The organism is Streptomyces sp. NBC_00523, from assembly GCF_036346615.1.
GTDB lineage: Bacteria > Actinomycetota > Actinomycetes > Streptomycetales > Streptomycetaceae > Streptomyces.
Genome location: NZ_CP107836.1, coordinates 4,640,911 through 4,655,659 on the forward strand (window position 1 = coordinate 4,640,911; position 14,749 = coordinate 4,655,659).

Consider the following 14,749-nt stretch of genomic DNA (forward strand, 5'->3'; position numbering starts at 1 on the left):
CCCTAAACTGGCGCAATGGGTGGAGACGACGCACGACTGCGCGCCGTGGTCTCGCTGGCGCAGACGATGGCCGCGGCGCAGACGCCCCGGGGGTGCTGGCGAGCTGCCGCCCTGGGGGCCTGCGAGGCGCTGGGCGGCAGCTTCGCCGCGCTCTCGGTCTGGGAGCGCGACCGGGGCCGGCTGAGGGTCCTGGTCAACGCGGGGGAGCGGGCCGAGGGCGAGGAGGAGTTCCCCGAGGAGGAGGTCTACCCGGTCCACCGGTTCCCGGAGATCACCGAGTTCCTGCACGAGCGGTGGGCCGGGGGCGGCGAGCCGGACGCCTGGGTGGAGACCGCCGAGGGCCCGGTGGACGGCGGCCCGGGACGGCGGGCGGCGGCCGGGGCGCACGGGTACGGGCCCGGCTACTGCCACCAGCGGGTGGCGGCGCTGCGCCGGCGCGGGCGGGGCTGCTGCGTGGTCGCGCCGATCGTGCTGCACGGGCGGGCCTGGGGCGAGCTGTACGTGGCACGGCCGGTGGGCGAGGTGGTCTTCGGGCGCGCGGACGCCGACTTCGCGACGGTGCTGGCCGCCGTGGTGGCCGCCGGGCTCGCCCAGACCGAGCGCCTGGAGGAGGTCCGCAAGCTGGCCTTCACGGACCCGCTGACCGGCCTCGCCAACCGCAGGGCCGTCGATGTGCGGCTGGACGAGGCGCTGGAGCGGCACCGGGCGGAGGGGGCGGTGGTCAGCCTGGTCGTCTGCGACCTGAACGGGCTGAAGTGGGTCAACGACACCCATGGCCACGCGGTGGGCGACCGGCTGCTGGAACGTTTCGGCTCGGTGCTGTCGCGGTGCGGGGCCATACTGCCCGGCGCGCTGGCGGCCCGGCTGGGCGGCGACGAGTTCTGCCTGCTGGCGGTGGGCCCCGGGGCGGACGAGGTGGTCGCCGTGGCCACCGAGTTGTGCGAGCGGGCGGCCGGGCTTGAGTTCGGCAACGGGGTCGCCTGCGGGATCGCGTCCACCGGTGACGAGATCGGGCCCGTGGTCTCGGCCCGGCGGCTGTTCCGGCTGGCGGACGCGGCGCAGTACCGGGCGAAGGCGGCCCGCTCGGACCGCCCGGTGGTGGCGGGGCGCGACGACGAGGTCATCCGGCTGGCGGACTCCCCGCCGAAGTCCCCGCACGACCGCCGCCGCCTGCGCGGCAATCCGCCCGAGCACTGACCCGTACGACCGGCACGCGCGCCGGGGTTCGCACCGGGATGCGCGTCGGGGTTCGCGTAAGGGTTCAACCCGCCGACCACTGGTGACATGAAGGGTTTCAATCCGTACGCTGCTGAATATGGATATGCATACAGTCGTGGTGGGGACGTCCGGTACCACCGCTCAGGACGTCATCGCCGTGGCCCGCGGCAACGCCCGTGTCGAGCTCTCCGCCGACGCGGTGGCCGCGCTCGCCGCCGCCCGCGAGATCGTGGACGCGCTCGCCGCGAAGCCCGAGCCGGTCTACGGCGTCTCGACCGGCTTCGGCGCCCTGGCCAGCCGCCACATCAGCCCGGAGCTGCGCGCCCAGCTGCAGCGCAACATCGTCCGCTCGCACGCCGCCGGCATGGGCCCGTGCGTCGAGCGCGAGGTCGTCCGCGCGCTGATGTTCCTCCGGCTGAAGACGGTCGCCTCCGGCCACACCGGTGTCCGCCCCGGGGTCGCGCAGTCCATGGCCGACCTGCTGAACGCCGGGATCACCCCCGTCGTCCACGAGTACGGATCGCTCGGCTGCTCCGGCGACCTCGCGCCCCTGTCGCACTGCGCGCTGGCCCTGATGGGCGAGGGCGACGCGGAGGGCCCCGACGGCACCGTCCGCCCGGCCGGGGAACTCCTCGCCGCGCACGGCATCACCCCGGTCGAGCTGCGCGAGAAGGAGGGCCTGGCCCTCCTCAACGGCACCGACGGCATGCTCGGCATGCTGATCATGGCCCTCGCCGATCTGCGGACGCTCTACACCTCGGCCGACATCACCGCCGCCCTCTCCCTGGAGGCCCTGCTCGGCACGGACAAGGTCCTCGCGCCCGAGCTGCACGCCATCCGCCCGCACCCCGGCCAGGGCGCCAGCGCCGACAACATGCTGCGGGTGCTCGCGGGCTCGGGCCTCACCGGTCACCACCAGGACGACGCGCCGCGCGTCCAGGACGCCTACTCGGTGCGGTGCGCGCCGCAGGTCAACGGGGCGGGCCGGGACACCCTCGCGTACGCCGCGACCGTCGCCGACCGCGAGCTGGCGGCCGCCGTGGACAACCCGGTGGTCCTTCCGGACGGCCGGGTGGAGTCCAACGGCAACTTCCACGGGGCGCCCGTCGCCTACGTCCTCGACTTCCTGGCCATCGCCGCGGCGGACCTGGGCTCGATCACCGAGCGCCGTACGGACCGGCTGCTCGACAAGAACCGTTCGCACGGGCTGCCGCCGTTCCTGGCCGACGACGCGGGCGTGGACTCCGGGCTGATGATCGCCCAGTACACCCAGGCCGCCCTGGTCAGCGAGATGAAGCGGCTCGCCGTCCCGGCCTCCGCCGACTCCATCCCGTCCTCCGCCATGCAGGAGGACCACGTGTCGATGGGCTGGTCCGCCGCGCGCAAGCTGCGTACCGCCGTCGGCAACCTCGGCCGGATCGTCGCCGTCGAGCTCTACGCGGCAACCCGCGCGGTCGAGCTGCGCGCGCAGCAGGGGCTGACCCCGGCCCCCGCCACGCGTGCCGTCATCGAGGCGCTGCGGGCCGCCGGTGTCGAGGGCCCCGGCCCCGACCGCTTCCTCTCGCCGGACCTGGCCGCCGCCGACGCCTTCGTACGGGCGGGCGGGCTGGTCTCCGCCGTGGAGCCGGTCACCGGGCCGCTGGCCTGACCGGGGCGGGCCTCAGAGCGCGGGGCGCGGGGCCGGCCGGTGGGAGGAATACGTCACCACACCGGCCCCGATGCCCAGGAAGGCGACACCGCCGAGCACGTACGGGGTGGTGTCGACGCCCGTCCCCGTCTCGGTGAGAGGGCCGGAGTCCGCGTCCTCGTCCGCCGTCACCGCGTCTGTGGCCACCGTGCCGGGCGCGGTGCCCGTATCGCCCGTGGCATTGGCCGACGGGACGAACCACAGGGCACAGAGCAGGGTCCCCGCAGCAGCGGCGGTCAGGAGCGGGCGGCGAGCGATGGCCACGAAACGGATCTCCCTTGCGACGGCCGGACGTCCGGCTCGTCCCGATGCTAGGGCCTGTCATTCGCCTCACGCCAGGGCCGCGGTGAACGCATGGGGGTGAGGGGGCCGGGGAATGCGTGCACGGCGGGGCGCACCCCGGGCGTCCCGCACAATGGGAGGGAGGGCGACGGCTTCGGCGGCCCGGAGCGGCGGGCCCGACCTGCGGGAACGCAGGCCCTGCCCGCTCGCGGCGGACCCGAGCCGGTCCGTGTCGCGGACGCGGGAACCACCGCCCCCGGCACGGCGTCGAAGAGTGGTGTTCCCCACACATTCGACGCACGTGGAACGGGGATCCCGTACAAGGGGTTCTTGGAACATTGACGGGGTTTCGCCGTTGGGCGGCCTTGTTCGGGGTTTTTGGGGATTTCGGCAACGATGGAGAAGCGTGTGATGACGGACAGCAAGCGGCGCAAGGGCCTGATGGCCGCGTCCGCACTGCTCGGCGGCGTACTGGTGCTTTCCGCCTGCGACGACGGCGGCGACAAGGGCGGTCCGAGCCCCGAGAGCTCGAAGTCCCAGGCGGCCGACGTCGACAAGGCGGCGGCCCAGGAGACCTCCGAGGCGCAGATAACGATCGCGCCCAAGAACGGCGCGACCAACGCGAGCATCAACAACGCCGCCAAGGTCAGCGTCGCCAAGGGCAAGCTGACCGAGGTCACCATGACCAGCGCGGACGGCAAGAGCGTCAAGGGCACCCTCTCCGCCGACGGCACGAGCTGGCAGCCGGACGCCCAGCTGGAGCGCTCGACCACCTACAAGGTCAGCGCCACGGCGAAGGACGCCAAGGGCCGCGAGGCGCACGAGAACTCCTCCTTCACCACCGTCTCGCCCGACAAGAGCTTCATCGGGAACTTCACCCCCGAGGACGGCTCCACCGTCGGCGTCGGCATGCCCGTCTCGATCAACTTCAACAAGCCGATCACCGACACCAAGGCCGTCCAGGACGGCATCAAGGTGACGTCCAGCAGCGGTCAGGAGGTCGTCGGCCACTGGTTCAACAACCAGCGCCTCGACCTGCGCCCCGAGGACTACTGGCAGGCCGGCTCGACCGTCACCCTGAAGCTGTCCCTGGACGGCGTCGAGGGCGCGGACGGCGTCTACGGCGTCCAGCAGAAGACGGTCACCTTCAAGGTCGGCCGCAACCAGGTCTCCACGGTCGACGCCAAGACCCACATGATGACCGTCACCCGGGACGGCAAGACGGTCAAGACGATCCCGATCTCCGCGGGCGGGCCCGACAACCCCACGTACAACGGTCAGATGGTGATCTCCGAGAAGTACAAGGAGACCCGGATGAACGGCGCCACCGTCGGTTTCACGGACGACGACGGCAAGGGCGAGTACGACATCAAGGACGTGCCGCACGCCATGCGGCTGTCCACGTCTGGCACCTTCATCCACGGCAACTACTGGGGCAAGGGCATCTTCGGCAAGGTCAACACCAGCCACGGCTGCGTCGGCCTGGAGGACGCCAAGGGCGCCGGTGACCCCAACACGGCCGCCGCGTGGTTCTACAACAACTCCATGGTCGGTGACGTCGTCGTCGTCAAGAACTCCCCGGACAAGACGATCCAGCCCTCCAACGGCCTGAACGGCTGGAACCTCAGCTGGGCCGAGTGGACGGCGGGCTCCACCGCCTGACCGGTCCGTCCGGCCGAACCCCACCCCGTACGCCCGAAGGCGGCGGCACCCCATCCGGTGCCGCCGCCTTCGGCGTACACACTGTTCTCATCCGGCTCTCAGGGTGGCCTTAACCCACCATCACGAGCCCTTCCTAGCCTCGCGCCATGTTCTTCACCTACCTCCGGCGCGAGCTGCGCCGCCGCAGAAAGGCGGCGCTCGTCGTCGCCTCCGGGCTCGCCCTCGGCATTGCGCTGGTCATCGTCGTCAGCTCCGTCTCCTCGGGCATGAGCAAGGCCCAGGACAAGGTCCTCGAATCGCTGTACGGGCTCGGCACCGACATGACCGTCACCAAGGCGGCCGCGGCGCCGGGGTCGGGCTCCACCGGCCGCCCCAAATTCGAGTTCGACGCCAAGGACAGCGACGACGACGCGACCCAGAGCACCGACCGGGTCATGGTCCAGGGCTTCCAGACCCTGGCCTCCTCCACCGTCACCAAGGTCGGCGCGCAGGACGGCGTCGCCGGTGCGGTCGGCGGGCTGAGCCTGTCCGTCATGAAGGTCGACGGGCAGTTCAAGCGCGGCGAGTTCAAGCAGGAGGGCGGTACGAGCCAGGGCGGCGGACGCGGGCCCGGCGGGGGCGGGAACAGCCAGCCGCAGGGCGAGGTCAGGGGCGGCGGCGCCTCCTTCGACGTCAACTCCTACACGGTGTACGGAACCGACGTCACCCAGCAGGACCTCGGCCCGCTCACCTCTTCGAAGATCACCTCCGGCCGTACGTTCAAGACGACCGAGACCAACGCCAAGGTGGCCGTGGCCGACTCCGCGTACGCCAAGGAGAAGAGCCTCGCCACCGGCAAGACCGTGACCATCCACGGCACCAAGTTCACGATCATCGGCGTCTCGACGGCGGACAGCGGTGACGCGGCCGCCAACCTCTACATCCCGCTCCAGCAGGCGCAGACCCTGTCCGACTCCAAGGACAAGGTCACCACGGTCTACGTCAAGGCCGCGGACTCGCAGCAGATCGACGGCGTCAAGTCGGCCATCCAGAAGAACATCTCCGGCACCACCGTCACCACCTCCGCCGACCTCGCGGACACCGTCTCCGGCTCCCTGTCCACCGCGTCCGACCTGGCCGCAGGCGTCGGCAAGTGGCTGTCCTTCGCGGTCCTGGCCGCCGCGTTCCTGGTCGCCGGGCTCCTCACCTCCTCCGCCGTCAGCCGCCGGGTGCGCGAGTTCGGCACGCTGAAGGCCCTCGGCTGGAAGAGCGGCCGGGTCACCCGCCAGGTCGTCGGCGAGGCCCTGGTCAACGGCCTCATCGGCGGCGTGCTCGGCATCGCCGTCGGCCTGGCCGGCGCCTACGCGGTCACCGCCGTCAGCCCCACGCTCACCGCCGAGCTCGGCTCCTCCGGCGGCGGGGCGCGCGGCGGGATGATGGGCGGCGGCGGGCCCGGCTTCGGCCGGCAGAGCGCGTCCAAGGCCCTCGACATCGCGCTCACCGCGCCCGTCTCCCTCTCCGTCATCCTCACCGCCGTCGGCCTCGCCGTGGCGGGCGGGCTGATCGCGGGCGCCTTCGGCGGCTGGCGCGCTTCCCGGCTGCGCCCGGCGGACGCGCTCCGCCGCGTCGAGTAGCAGCCCGGACCCCACACCCCGTCAGGAGAGCACCCATGTACACCCTTCAAGGCGTCACCAAGCAGTACCAGCGCGGCAAGTCCACCGTGCACGCCCTCGCCGGCGTCGACCTCACCATCGAGGACGGCGGCCGCCTGGTCATCCAGGGCCCCACCGGCGGCGGCAAGTCCACCCTGCTCCAGATGCTCGGCGGCCTTGACCGGCCCACCGCCGGGAGCATCGAGCTCGACGGCATGGACCTGGCCAAGCTCAGCGAGGCCAAGCTCACCAAGGTGCGCGCCGAGAACATCGGCTTCGTCTTCCAGAGCTTCAACCTCATCCCGACGCTCACCGCCCAGGAGAACGTCGAGACCGCCCTCGTGCCCCTCGGCGTCAAGGCGTCCGAGCGGCGCAGAAGAGCCGCCGAGGCGCTGGAATCCGTCGGGCTCGGCGAGCGTCTGAGCCATGTGCCCGGCGAGATGTCCGGCGGCCAGCAGCAGCGCGTCGCCATCGCCCGGGCCCTGGTCAAGCGGCCCAAGGTGCTCCTCGCGGACGAGCCGACCGGCAACCTGGACGAGTCCATGCGCGACGAGATCATGGAGGTCCTGGAGACCCTGTGGAAGGAGCACGGGCTCACCTTCGTCATGGTCACCCACGACAGCGCCATCGCCCGCCGCGCCCCGCGCCTGGCCACCATCCGCAAGGGCAAGGTCACCATCACGGAGAACGCCCCGGCCTGACCCGCCCTCCCGCCCCGTCCCCGACCGCCGCCGGCGGGCCTTCGTGCCCCCGGCGGCGGTGTCAGCTCCCGGGCCGCGCGGCCCTGCGGTACGCCACGAGGTCGCCCCGGCGGACCTGGCGCAGGCCGAGCGGGTCCGCGTACCAGGCCTCCTGCTCGCAGCTCCGCACCAGCGGGGACCCGGCCTCGTCGTACCGCCCGCGCAGCCCGTACCAGGGGCGCAGGGGCAGCCAGGCCAGCCCGTAGAGCCAGCGCCGCACCAGCAGGCCGGGTCCTGGGCGGCGGACGTCCGGCAGGCTCACCACCCGGATGCCCATGATCAGCTTGCCGGCGCCCGCGCCGAGGAACGCGGTGAGCACGACCTGGTTGACGAAGGACAGCGCGAGCACCGGACCGGCCAGCAGCGCCGCCGCCTCGGGCAGGGAGGCGCTGTCCACGTACGGCCTGGCCAGCAGCCCCGCCGTGAGTACGCAGAGGTAGCAGTCCAGGCCCACCGCGAGGCAGCGCCGCATCTCACCGGCGCGCGGCGGGGTGCGCGGCCCGGGGCGTAACGACCCGCCGCGCCCGGACCGTGCGGGCAGCCCGGGCCCGGCGGGCCGGTGCGGACGGAGACCTCTGCGGTTTCCCCGTATGGATGTCATGAGCGAATCATGTCTGATGACCCGTCATTACGTCCCGGGGCGTTCCGTATTACCCCGCGGGTAATCGACGTCCTCCGGCGCCCTCGGCAGCATGGAGCCATCAGCCGACGGACGACCGCACGAACCGGAGGGCCCGCCATGACCGCCTACGCCATCGCGCACCTGTACCCCGAAGGCCGCCCCAACGCGGAGGTCATCGACTACATCGAGCGCATCCAGCCGACGATGGACCCGTACGGCGGCCGCTTCCTGGTCCACGTCGCGCCGGTCGAGGTGGTCGAGGGCGCGTGGCCCGGTGCGGTGGTGGTCCTCGGCTTCCCGTCCATCGAGGAGGCGCGCGCCTGGTACGCCTCTGCGGCCTACCAGGAGCTGGCGCCGCTGCGGACCCGGAACATGGCGGGCGACCTGGTGCTCGTGGAGGGCGTAGCGGGGGACTACGACCCGAGGGCGACCGCCGCGGCGCTGCGGGCGGCGGTCGCCGCTCCGGTGGCGTAACGGCTGGATTTCCGGAACCTCACCGTCGAGACCGCGCGGCTGTGAGATTCACCACTTCGGCGGGGCCCCGGTGGCCGCTCCGGCCCGGCCAATCGCGCGCCGATCCTGGCCCCCGCAAGGCCGTTGGCCCAGGTCCGGGGTGTCGCGGGGCAGGGTCATCATGTGGATGCCACGGGCCTTCCGGCGGGCCCACTGGGAGAATCGGGGCTGCCCCCGCGTATGAGCCGACCCATGGAAGGTCTTGATCAGATGCCGGTCACCCCTGACTCCGCCACCTCGCACGCCGCCGAGAACCGCATCATCGAGCCGTTGTACGCCGAGGTGCTGCGCCGCAACCAGGGCGAGAAGGAGTTCCACCAGGCGGTCCGGGAGGTCCTGGAGACCCTCGGTCCCGTGCTCGCCAAGCGGCCGGAGTTCGTGGACGCCCGGGTCATCGAACGCATATGCGAACCGGAGCGCCAGCTCATCTTCCGCGTGCCGTGGTCGGACGACTCGGGCGACATCCACGTCAACCGCGGCTTCCGCGTCGAGTTCTCCAGCCTGCTCGGCCCGTACAAGGGCGGTCTGCGCTTCCACCCCTCGGTGAACCTCGGCATCGTGAAGTTCCTCGGCTTCGAGCAGATCTTCAAGAACGCCCTCACCGGCATGCCCATCGGCGGCGGCAAGGGCGGCGCGGACTTCGACCCGAAGGGCCGCTCCGACGCCGAGATCATGCGGTTCTGTCAGTCCTTCATGACCGAGCTCCACCGCCACGTCGGCGAGTACACCGACGTGCCCGCCGGTGACATCGGCGTCGGCGGCCGCGAGATCGGCTACCTCTTCGGCCAGTACAAGCGGATCACCAACCGCCACGAGTCCGGCGTCCTCACCGGCAAGGGCCTCGGCTGGGGCGGCGCCCTCGTCCGCACCGAGGCGACCGGCTACGGCTGCGTCATGTTCACCGCCGAGATGCTGCGCAGCCGGGGCGAGTCCCTGGACGGCCAGCGGATCTCCGTCTCCGGCTCCGGCAACGTCGCGATCTACGCCATCGAGAAGGCCCAGCAGCTCGGCGCGACCGTCGTCACCGCCTCGGACTCCGGCGGCTACGTCGTGGACGACAAGGGCATCGACCTCGACCTGCTCAAGGAGATCAAGGAGCGCGGCCGCGGCCGCATCTCCGAGTACGCCGAGCGGCGCGGCGCGCACGTGAAGTACGTCGAGGGCACCGGCGTCTGGAACGTCCCCGTCGACGTGGCCCTGCCCTGCGCCACCCAGAACGAGCTGCACGAGGCCGACGCGCTCGCCCTCGTCCGCAACGGCGTCAAGGCGGTCGCCGAGGGCGCCAACATGCCCACCACCCCCGAGGCCGTCCGCGTCTTCCAGGACGCCGGAGTGGCCTTCGCCCCCGGCAAGGCGGCCAACGCGGGCGGCGTGGCCACCAGCGCCCTGGAGATGCAGCAGAACGCATCGCGCGACTCCTGGACCTTCGCCCACACCGAGCAGCGGCTCTCGGAGATCATGCGCCACATCCACGACTCCTGCTACACCACCGCCGAGAAGTACGGCAGCCCCGGCAACTACGTCGTCGGCGCCAACATCGCCGGCTTCGAACTGGTCGCGGACGCGATGCTGGCCCAGGGCCTCATCTGACCCCGGCCACGCAACGCGAAACGGGCCCGGGGACGCTTCCCCGGGCCCGTTCCCGTCCTCCGAAGGGCGGGCTTGTGTACACGCTTATGTGTACGCTTGAGGTATGACTGAGACCGTGACCGTGCGCGAGGCCCGTATGCACCTGGCGGAGGTCATCGACAGGGCCGAGTCCGGCGAAACGACGGTGGTGACCCGCAACGGCAAACGCGTTGCCGCGCTGGTCCCGATAGAGGTTCTCGACGCCCTGGACGCGGCTGCCGACGAACTGGCCGCCCGGGAGGCGGAGGCGCACCGTCAGGACCCGACCGTCGGCATGGCGGAACTCCTCGCCGACCTCTTCGAGGGTGAGAGCCCGGCCGCGTGAAGTACGCCTTCCGCTTCACCGCTCACGCCCAGCGCCAACTGCGCGCGATCGACCGGCAGGACGCGCTCCGCATCCTCACAGCCATCACCCCGCTCGGCGATGACCCATGCCGGGCGGACGCGGATGTCAAGAAACTCGCGGGGCACGACGGGCTCTACCGGGTGCGCGCCGGAGACTTCCGGGTGGTGTACGAGGTACGGGGCGACGTGCTGGTCATCCTGGTCCTCCACCTCGGACACCGGAGCGATGTGTACCGGAGCCTGTGAGGCCGGCCGAACGGGACGGGCCCGGGCGCGCTTGCCCGGGCCCGTCCCGTTCAGAGGTGTCTCAGCTCTCCGCCGGGGCCACGCCCACCGGGCAGGAGACGCCCGTGCCGCCGATGCCGCAGTAGCCGCCCGGGTTCTTGTCCAGGTACTGCTGGTGCGCTGCTTCGGCGGGGTAGAAGGGGCGGCCCTCGGCCGGCAGGATCTCCGTGGTGATCTCGCCGTGGCCGGAGGACGTCAGGACCTTCTGGTACGCCTGGCGGGACGCCTCGGCGGCCGTCGCCTGGTCCGGGGTGTGGGTGTAGACCGCGGAGCGGTACTGCGTACCCACGTCGTTGCCCTGGCGGAAGCCCTGGGTCGGGTCGTGGGACTCCCAGAACAGCTTCAGCAGCTCGGCGTACGTGACGGTCTTCGGGTCGTACACCACGCGGACGGCCTCCGTGTGGCCGGTGAGGCCCGAGCAGACCTCCTCGTACGCGGGGTTCTCCGTATAGCCGCCCTGGTAGCCGACGAGCGTCGTCCAGACGCCGTCCGTCTGCCAGAACTTGCGCTCGGCGCCCCAGAAACAGCCCAGCCCGAAGTCCGCGACCTCCAGACCCTCCGGGTACGGGCCCAGCAGCGGGTTGCCCAGCACCGTATGCCGGGCCGGGACGGTGAACTCGGGGACGGGACGGCCGCGCAGGGCCTCCTCCGGGGTGGGGAGCTGGGGGGTGCGGCGGTGCAGGAACATGCGGGGGCTCCTCCTGGGTCGGCGTGCTGTCCGTACAACGCGCGGAGGGCCCCGCGGATTCCTAGTGCGGCAGCGTCGCCGGGCTGCCGCCGTTCGCCTCGTAGCCCGCGACCGCCAGCGCGCGGTACACCGCGTACTCCGCGGCCGGGTCCTCGCTCGCCGTCCACGGCAGCGCGCCCACGTAGCCGTCGATGTGCACCAGCTGGTGCACCGCCTCCGCCCAGCGCTCCATCCGCACCAGGAACAGCACCAGCAGATGGCGCACGTGCGGCAGCATCGGGTCGTCCGCGCGCGCCGAGTGCACCGCGTACATCGCGCCCTCCACGGCCCGGGTCACCACCTGGCTCTCGTAGAAGCCGCGCACCAGATTGACCTCGGGCAGATGCTCGTACACCGCGAACAGCGGCAGGCCCGCCAGCAGCGAGCCCTGCGGGGCGCGCGCTGCGGCGGCCGTCGCGAAGCGGTCGGCCTCCTCGCGCGAGCCGTGCCAGCGCTCGCTCCAGAAGTGCAGCGCCGCGATGTGCGCGCCCAGGTGCGCCGGGGCCCGGTCGATGATCTTCGCCCACAGCTGGTCGAACTCCTCGCCGGAGTAACCCAGTCCGCGCGCGACCGCCAGCTCCACGATGTACGGGACCGGGTCGCCCGGGGCCAGCAGGGCGGCCTCGCCGATCACCGTGCGGGCCTCCTCCAGGATGATCCGGAAGTCGTCCGTCCCCGCCGTGGACGAGCGCCACGCCTGCTGCACCAGGAACTCCGCGTGCACCGCCGCCGCGCCCGCGTCCTTCGGCGCCTCCGCGCGCCACTTGCGCAGCCACGCCCCGCCGACGCCCGGCTTCCCCAGCAGTTCGAGCGAGGCCGCCCCGGCGAACGCCTGCACCCGCTGCCAGCGCAGCTCGCCCTCCTTCGGCGTCCCGGCCAGCAGCTGGGACGCGGCCCGCCACTCCTGCGTGTGCTGCACGACCTCCAGCACGTCCAGCAGGTCCTGGTCCGCCCCCGGCGTCCGGACGTCCAGCTCCTCCTGGAGGACGAAGCCGTAGTCCTGCGGGTCGGCGGCATCGGGGGAGCCGGGTGCGGCCAGCCGGATGCCGCCGCCGCGGCGGCGCAGCACGTACGGGCCGATCGCGGCGGTCAGCAGGCACAGCGCGAGCAGGAACCACAGAATCTCCATGCCCCCATTGTCACCGGACGGCCATGTGACCCGTGAGGGACCTCGCGACGAACTACGCTCGGCCCCATGAGCGACCAGCACAGCTTCGAAACGCGCGCGATCCACGCGGGGAACACCGCCGACCCCCTCACCGGTGCCGTGGTCCCGCCCATCTACCAGGTGTCCACGTACAAGCAGGACGGCGTGGGCGGGCTGCGCGGCGGTTACGAGTACAGCCGCAGCGCCAACCCGACCCGCACCGCCCTGGAGGAGAACCTCGCGGCCCTGGAGGGCGGCCGGCGCGGGCTCGCCTTCGCCTCCGGCCTCGCCGCCGAGGACTGCCTGCTCCGTACGCTGCTGACCCCCGGCGACCACGTGGTCATCCCGAACGACGCCTACGGCGGCACGTTCCGGCTGTTCGCGAAGGTCGCCTCGCGCTGGGGCGTGGAGTTCTCCGTCGCCGACACCTCGGACGTGGCGGCGGTCCGCGCGGCGATCACCCCGCGCACCAAGGCGGTCTGGGTGGAGACCCCGTCCAACCCGCTGCTCGGCATCACCGACATCGCCGCCGTCGCCCAGGTCGCCCGCACCGCCGGGGCGCGGCTCGTCGTGGACAACACCTTCGCGAGCCCCTACCTCCAGCAGCCGCTGGCGCTCGGCGCGGACGTCGTCGTGCACTCCACCACCAAGTACATGGGCGGCCACTCGGACGTCGTCGGCGGCGCGCTGATCGTCAACGACCCCGACCTGGCCGACGAGTTGGTCTTCCACCAGAACGCGATGGGCGGCGTCGCCGGTCCGTTCGACGCCTGGCTGGTGCTGCGCGGCATCAAGACGCTCGCCGTGCGCATGGACCGCCACAGCGAGAACGCCACCAAGATCGCCGAGCTGCTGACCCGGCACCCCAAGGTCTCCCAGGTCCTCTACCCGGGCCTGCCCGAGCACCCGGGCCACGAGGTCGCCGCCAAGCAGATGCGGTCCTTCGGCGGCATGGTGTCCTTCCGCGTCGAGGGCGGCGAGGAGGCGGCGCTGGAGGTCTGCAACCGGGCGAAGCTGTTCACCCTGGGCGAGTCCCTGGGCGGCGTCGAATCGCTCCTGGAGCACCCGGGCCGCATGACGCACGCCTCGGCGGCCGGCTCCCCGCTGGAGGTCCCGGCCGACCTGGTCCGCCTCTCCGTCGGCATCGAGAACGCGGACGACCTCCTCGCGGACCTGACGCAGGCGCTGGGTTAGGGCGTAAGAGTCAGGGCGTAAAAGGGGCGGGGCCGGTTCGCCGGTCCCGCCCGCCCGGGCGTCAGGCCGGTTCGTCCTCCAGCGTCGCCCTGACCTGCTCCCGCAGCTCGGGGCCGTCCGTGTGCTGGTGGACGGAGACGGCGTGCTCGCTCGCGGCCCGCACGACTTCCTCCTCCTCGCCGGCGATCGTCAGCGAGCAGTTCGTCTCACTCGGGTACTTGCGGCAGTCAGCGATTTTCCGGGTCATGACAGCCTCCTGACCACTCCTTTCCAGGGTAGTCCGGAACGCCGCGCCTGCCGCGTCTACCAGCCCTCCACCGGCGTCGTCTCCGCAGGAGGCGTCTCCCAGGACCGGACCGTCAGCGCCCACACCGCGAACACCGTCATCGCCGCGGCCAGCGCCAGCACCCACATCCGGCGCAGCGCCCGCCGTCGGCGCAGCAGCCGGGCGCCCCGCTCCGCCGCCGACGCCGCGAGACCGGCGGGCACCGGCGGGTGCGGGCCCTCCAGCATCCGGCGCACCTCGTCCTGGCGGCGGCCGGTGCCGCTCACGGCGCGGCCCCCAGCAGCCGGGCCGGGCCCCGGCGGGCGGTCGGGTTCCTGGTGCCGCGCATCGTGGCCACCGACCGGTTGCAGACCGCACGCACCCGGTCCTCGGGCAGCCCCAGGAGCGCCGCCGTCTGCTCCTCCGGGACCCCCTCGTACAGCCGCAGCACCAGGACGAGGCGTTCCTGCGGGGTCAGCCGGTCCAGCAGGCCGCCGCGCGGCCGGTGATGGCGCCACGTCTCGCGGGCGAACCTCGCCGCGAGCTCCTGCCGGGTGCGGTCGTACGGGTCCTCGCCCCGCAGCCGCTCCCAGTCGGCGAACGTCCGGGCCAGCGAGGCGGTCAGCAGCCGCAGCGCGTGCGGGCGGGCGCCGGACGCGTCCGCCGGTTCGGCGGTGAGCAGGGTGGCCGTGTGCAGCAGACGGCCCGCCGCGCCCGCGACGAAGGACTCGAAGTCCTGGGCGCGGCCCCGCAGCGGGCCCGCATGACGCTCTCGCACACGTCAATCCGAACGCGCCCCGGC

17 protein-coding genes are annotated in these 14,749 nt (G+C 72.5%); 10 read left to right on the top strand and 7 right to left on the bottom strand.

Annotated elements, in window-relative coordinates:
• Positions 1-15: 15 nt before the first annotated feature.
• Both OHS17_RS21260 and hutH read left to right on the top strand, forming a co-directional pair.
• Positions 16-1,197 carry a GGDEF domain-containing protein gene (locus OHS17_RS21260; RefSeq protein WP_330313451.1) on the top strand — a complete coding sequence of 394 codons (1,182 nt, stop codon included), beginning with the start codon at positions 16-18 and terminating at the stop codon, positions 1,195-1,197.
• Positions 1,198-1,321: 124 nt separating this feature from the next.
• A complete protein-coding gene (gene hutH / locus OHS17_RS21265; protein WP_330315315.1) occupies positions 1,322-2,866 on the top strand; it encodes a histidine ammonia-lyase in 1,545 nt (514 codons plus the stop codon).
• A gap of 12 nt (positions 2,867-2,878) precedes the next feature.
• Here hutH and OHS17_RS21270 read toward each other — a convergent pair whose 3' ends face one another.
• On the bottom strand, positions 2,879-3,169 hold the full coding sequence (locus OHS17_RS21270) for a hypothetical protein (RefSeq protein WP_330313452.1): 291 nt from the start codon (positions 3,167-3,169) through the stop codon (positions 2,879-2,881).
• A 414-nt stretch (positions 3,170-3,583) separates the two neighbouring features.
• Here OHS17_RS21270 and OHS17_RS21275 point away from each other — a divergent pair, with 414 nt between their 5' ends.
• The 3 genes from OHS17_RS21275 (at position 3,584) to OHS17_RS21285 (ending at position 7,181) form a co-directional block, all read left to right on the top strand.
• Positions 3,584-4,849: a L,D-transpeptidase gene (locus OHS17_RS21275; protein ID WP_330313453.1), complete on the top strand. Its 1,266-nt coding sequence runs from the start codon at positions 3,584-3,586 to the stop codon at positions 4,847-4,849.
• Positions 4,850-4,995: 146 nt separating this feature from the next.
• Positions 4,996-6,462, top strand: coding sequence for an ABC transporter permease (locus tag OHS17_RS21280; protein WP_330313454.1), 1,467 nt, complete (start codon positions 4,996-4,998; stop codon positions 6,460-6,462).
• Between the two features lie 35 nt (positions 6,463-6,497).
• Entirely contained in the window at positions 6,498-7,181 is a 684-nt protein-coding gene (locus tag OHS17_RS21285; protein ID WP_330313455.1) for an ABC transporter ATP-binding protein, read from the top strand.
• A 61-nt stretch (positions 7,182-7,242) separates the two neighbouring features.
• Here OHS17_RS21285 and OHS17_RS21290 read toward each other — a convergent pair whose 3' ends face one another.
• Positions 7,243-7,692 (bottom strand): RDD family protein, encoded by a 450-nt coding sequence (locus OHS17_RS21290; RefSeq protein ID WP_330315316.1) that lies wholly within the window; start codon positions 7,690-7,692, stop codon positions 7,243-7,245.
• A gap of 267 nt (positions 7,693-7,959) precedes the next feature.
• Between OHS17_RS21290 and OHS17_RS21295 the strand changes: the two genes are divergently transcribed.
• The 4 genes from OHS17_RS21295 to OHS17_RS21310 all read left to right on the top strand — a co-directional run bounded on the left by OHS17_RS21295 (position 7,960) and on the right by OHS17_RS21310 (position 10,575).
• A complete protein-coding gene (locus OHS17_RS21295) occupies positions 7,960-8,316 on the top strand; it encodes a DUF1330 domain-containing protein (protein ID WP_330313456.1) in 357 nt (118 codons plus the stop codon).
• Between the two features lie 249 nt (positions 8,317-8,565).
• Positions 8,566-9,945: an NADP-specific glutamate dehydrogenase gene (gene gdhA / locus OHS17_RS21300; protein WP_018101015.1), complete on the top strand. Its 1,380-nt coding sequence runs from the start codon at positions 8,566-8,568 to the stop codon at positions 9,943-9,945.
• 103 nt (positions 9,946-10,048) lie between these two features.
• A complete protein-coding gene (locus tag OHS17_RS21305) occupies positions 10,049-10,309 on the top strand; it encodes a type II toxin-antitoxin system Phd/YefM family antitoxin (protein WP_161212904.1) in 261 nt (86 codons plus the stop codon).
• On the top strand, positions 10,306-10,575 hold the full coding sequence (locus OHS17_RS21310; RefSeq protein WP_330313457.1) for a type II toxin-antitoxin system RelE family toxin: 270 nt from the start codon (positions 10,306-10,308) through the stop codon (positions 10,573-10,575). The genes OHS17_RS21305 and OHS17_RS21310 overlap by 4 nt, the downstream gene beginning before the upstream one ends.
• A gap of 61 nt (positions 10,576-10,636) precedes the next feature.
• Here OHS17_RS21310 and msrA read toward each other — a convergent pair whose 3' ends face one another.
• Positions 10,637-11,302: a peptide-methionine (S)-S-oxide reductase MsrA gene (gene msrA / locus OHS17_RS21315; RefSeq protein ID WP_330313458.1), complete on the bottom strand. Its 666-nt coding sequence runs from the start codon at positions 11,300-11,302 to the stop codon at positions 10,637-10,639.
• A gap of 61 nt (positions 11,303-11,363) precedes the next feature.
• The gene (locus OHS17_RS21320) at positions 11,364-12,470 is read right to left on the bottom strand and encodes a hypothetical protein (RefSeq protein ID WP_330313459.1); all 1,107 of its coding nucleotides are present in this window, start codon (positions 12,468-12,470) and stop codon (positions 11,364-11,366) included.
• A 66-nt stretch (positions 12,471-12,536) separates the two neighbouring features.
• Between OHS17_RS21320 and OHS17_RS21325 the strand changes: the two genes are divergently transcribed.
• Entirely contained in the window at positions 12,537-13,682 is a 1,146-nt protein-coding gene (locus OHS17_RS21325; RefSeq protein WP_330313460.1) for a cystathionine gamma-synthase, read from the top strand.
• A gap of 61 nt (positions 13,683-13,743) precedes the next feature.
• On the opposite strand, the gene OHS17_RS21330 is transcribed toward OHS17_RS21325, so the two are convergent.
• From OHS17_RS21330 to OHS17_RS21340, 3 genes are read right to left on the bottom strand one after another with little or no spacing between them, the layout of a single operon-like run.
• The gene (locus OHS17_RS21330; protein ID WP_073862753.1) at positions 13,744-13,929 is read right to left on the bottom strand and encodes a DUF1059 domain-containing protein; all 186 of its coding nucleotides are present in this window, start codon (positions 13,927-13,929) and stop codon (positions 13,744-13,746) included.
• 56 nt (positions 13,930-13,985) lie between these two features.
• Positions 13,986-14,234, bottom strand: a complete 249-nt coding sequence (locus tag OHS17_RS21335) for a hypothetical protein (protein ID WP_330313461.1) — start codon at positions 14,232-14,234, stop codon at positions 13,986-13,988.
• Positions 14,231-14,725 carry a sigma factor-like helix-turn-helix DNA-binding protein gene (locus tag OHS17_RS21340; RefSeq protein WP_330313462.1) on the bottom strand — a complete coding sequence of 165 codons (495 nt, stop codon included), beginning with the start codon at positions 14,723-14,725 and terminating at the stop codon, positions 14,231-14,233. The genes OHS17_RS21335 and OHS17_RS21340 overlap by 4 nt, the downstream gene beginning before the upstream one ends.
• Positions 14,726-14,749: the final 24 nt, after the last annotated feature.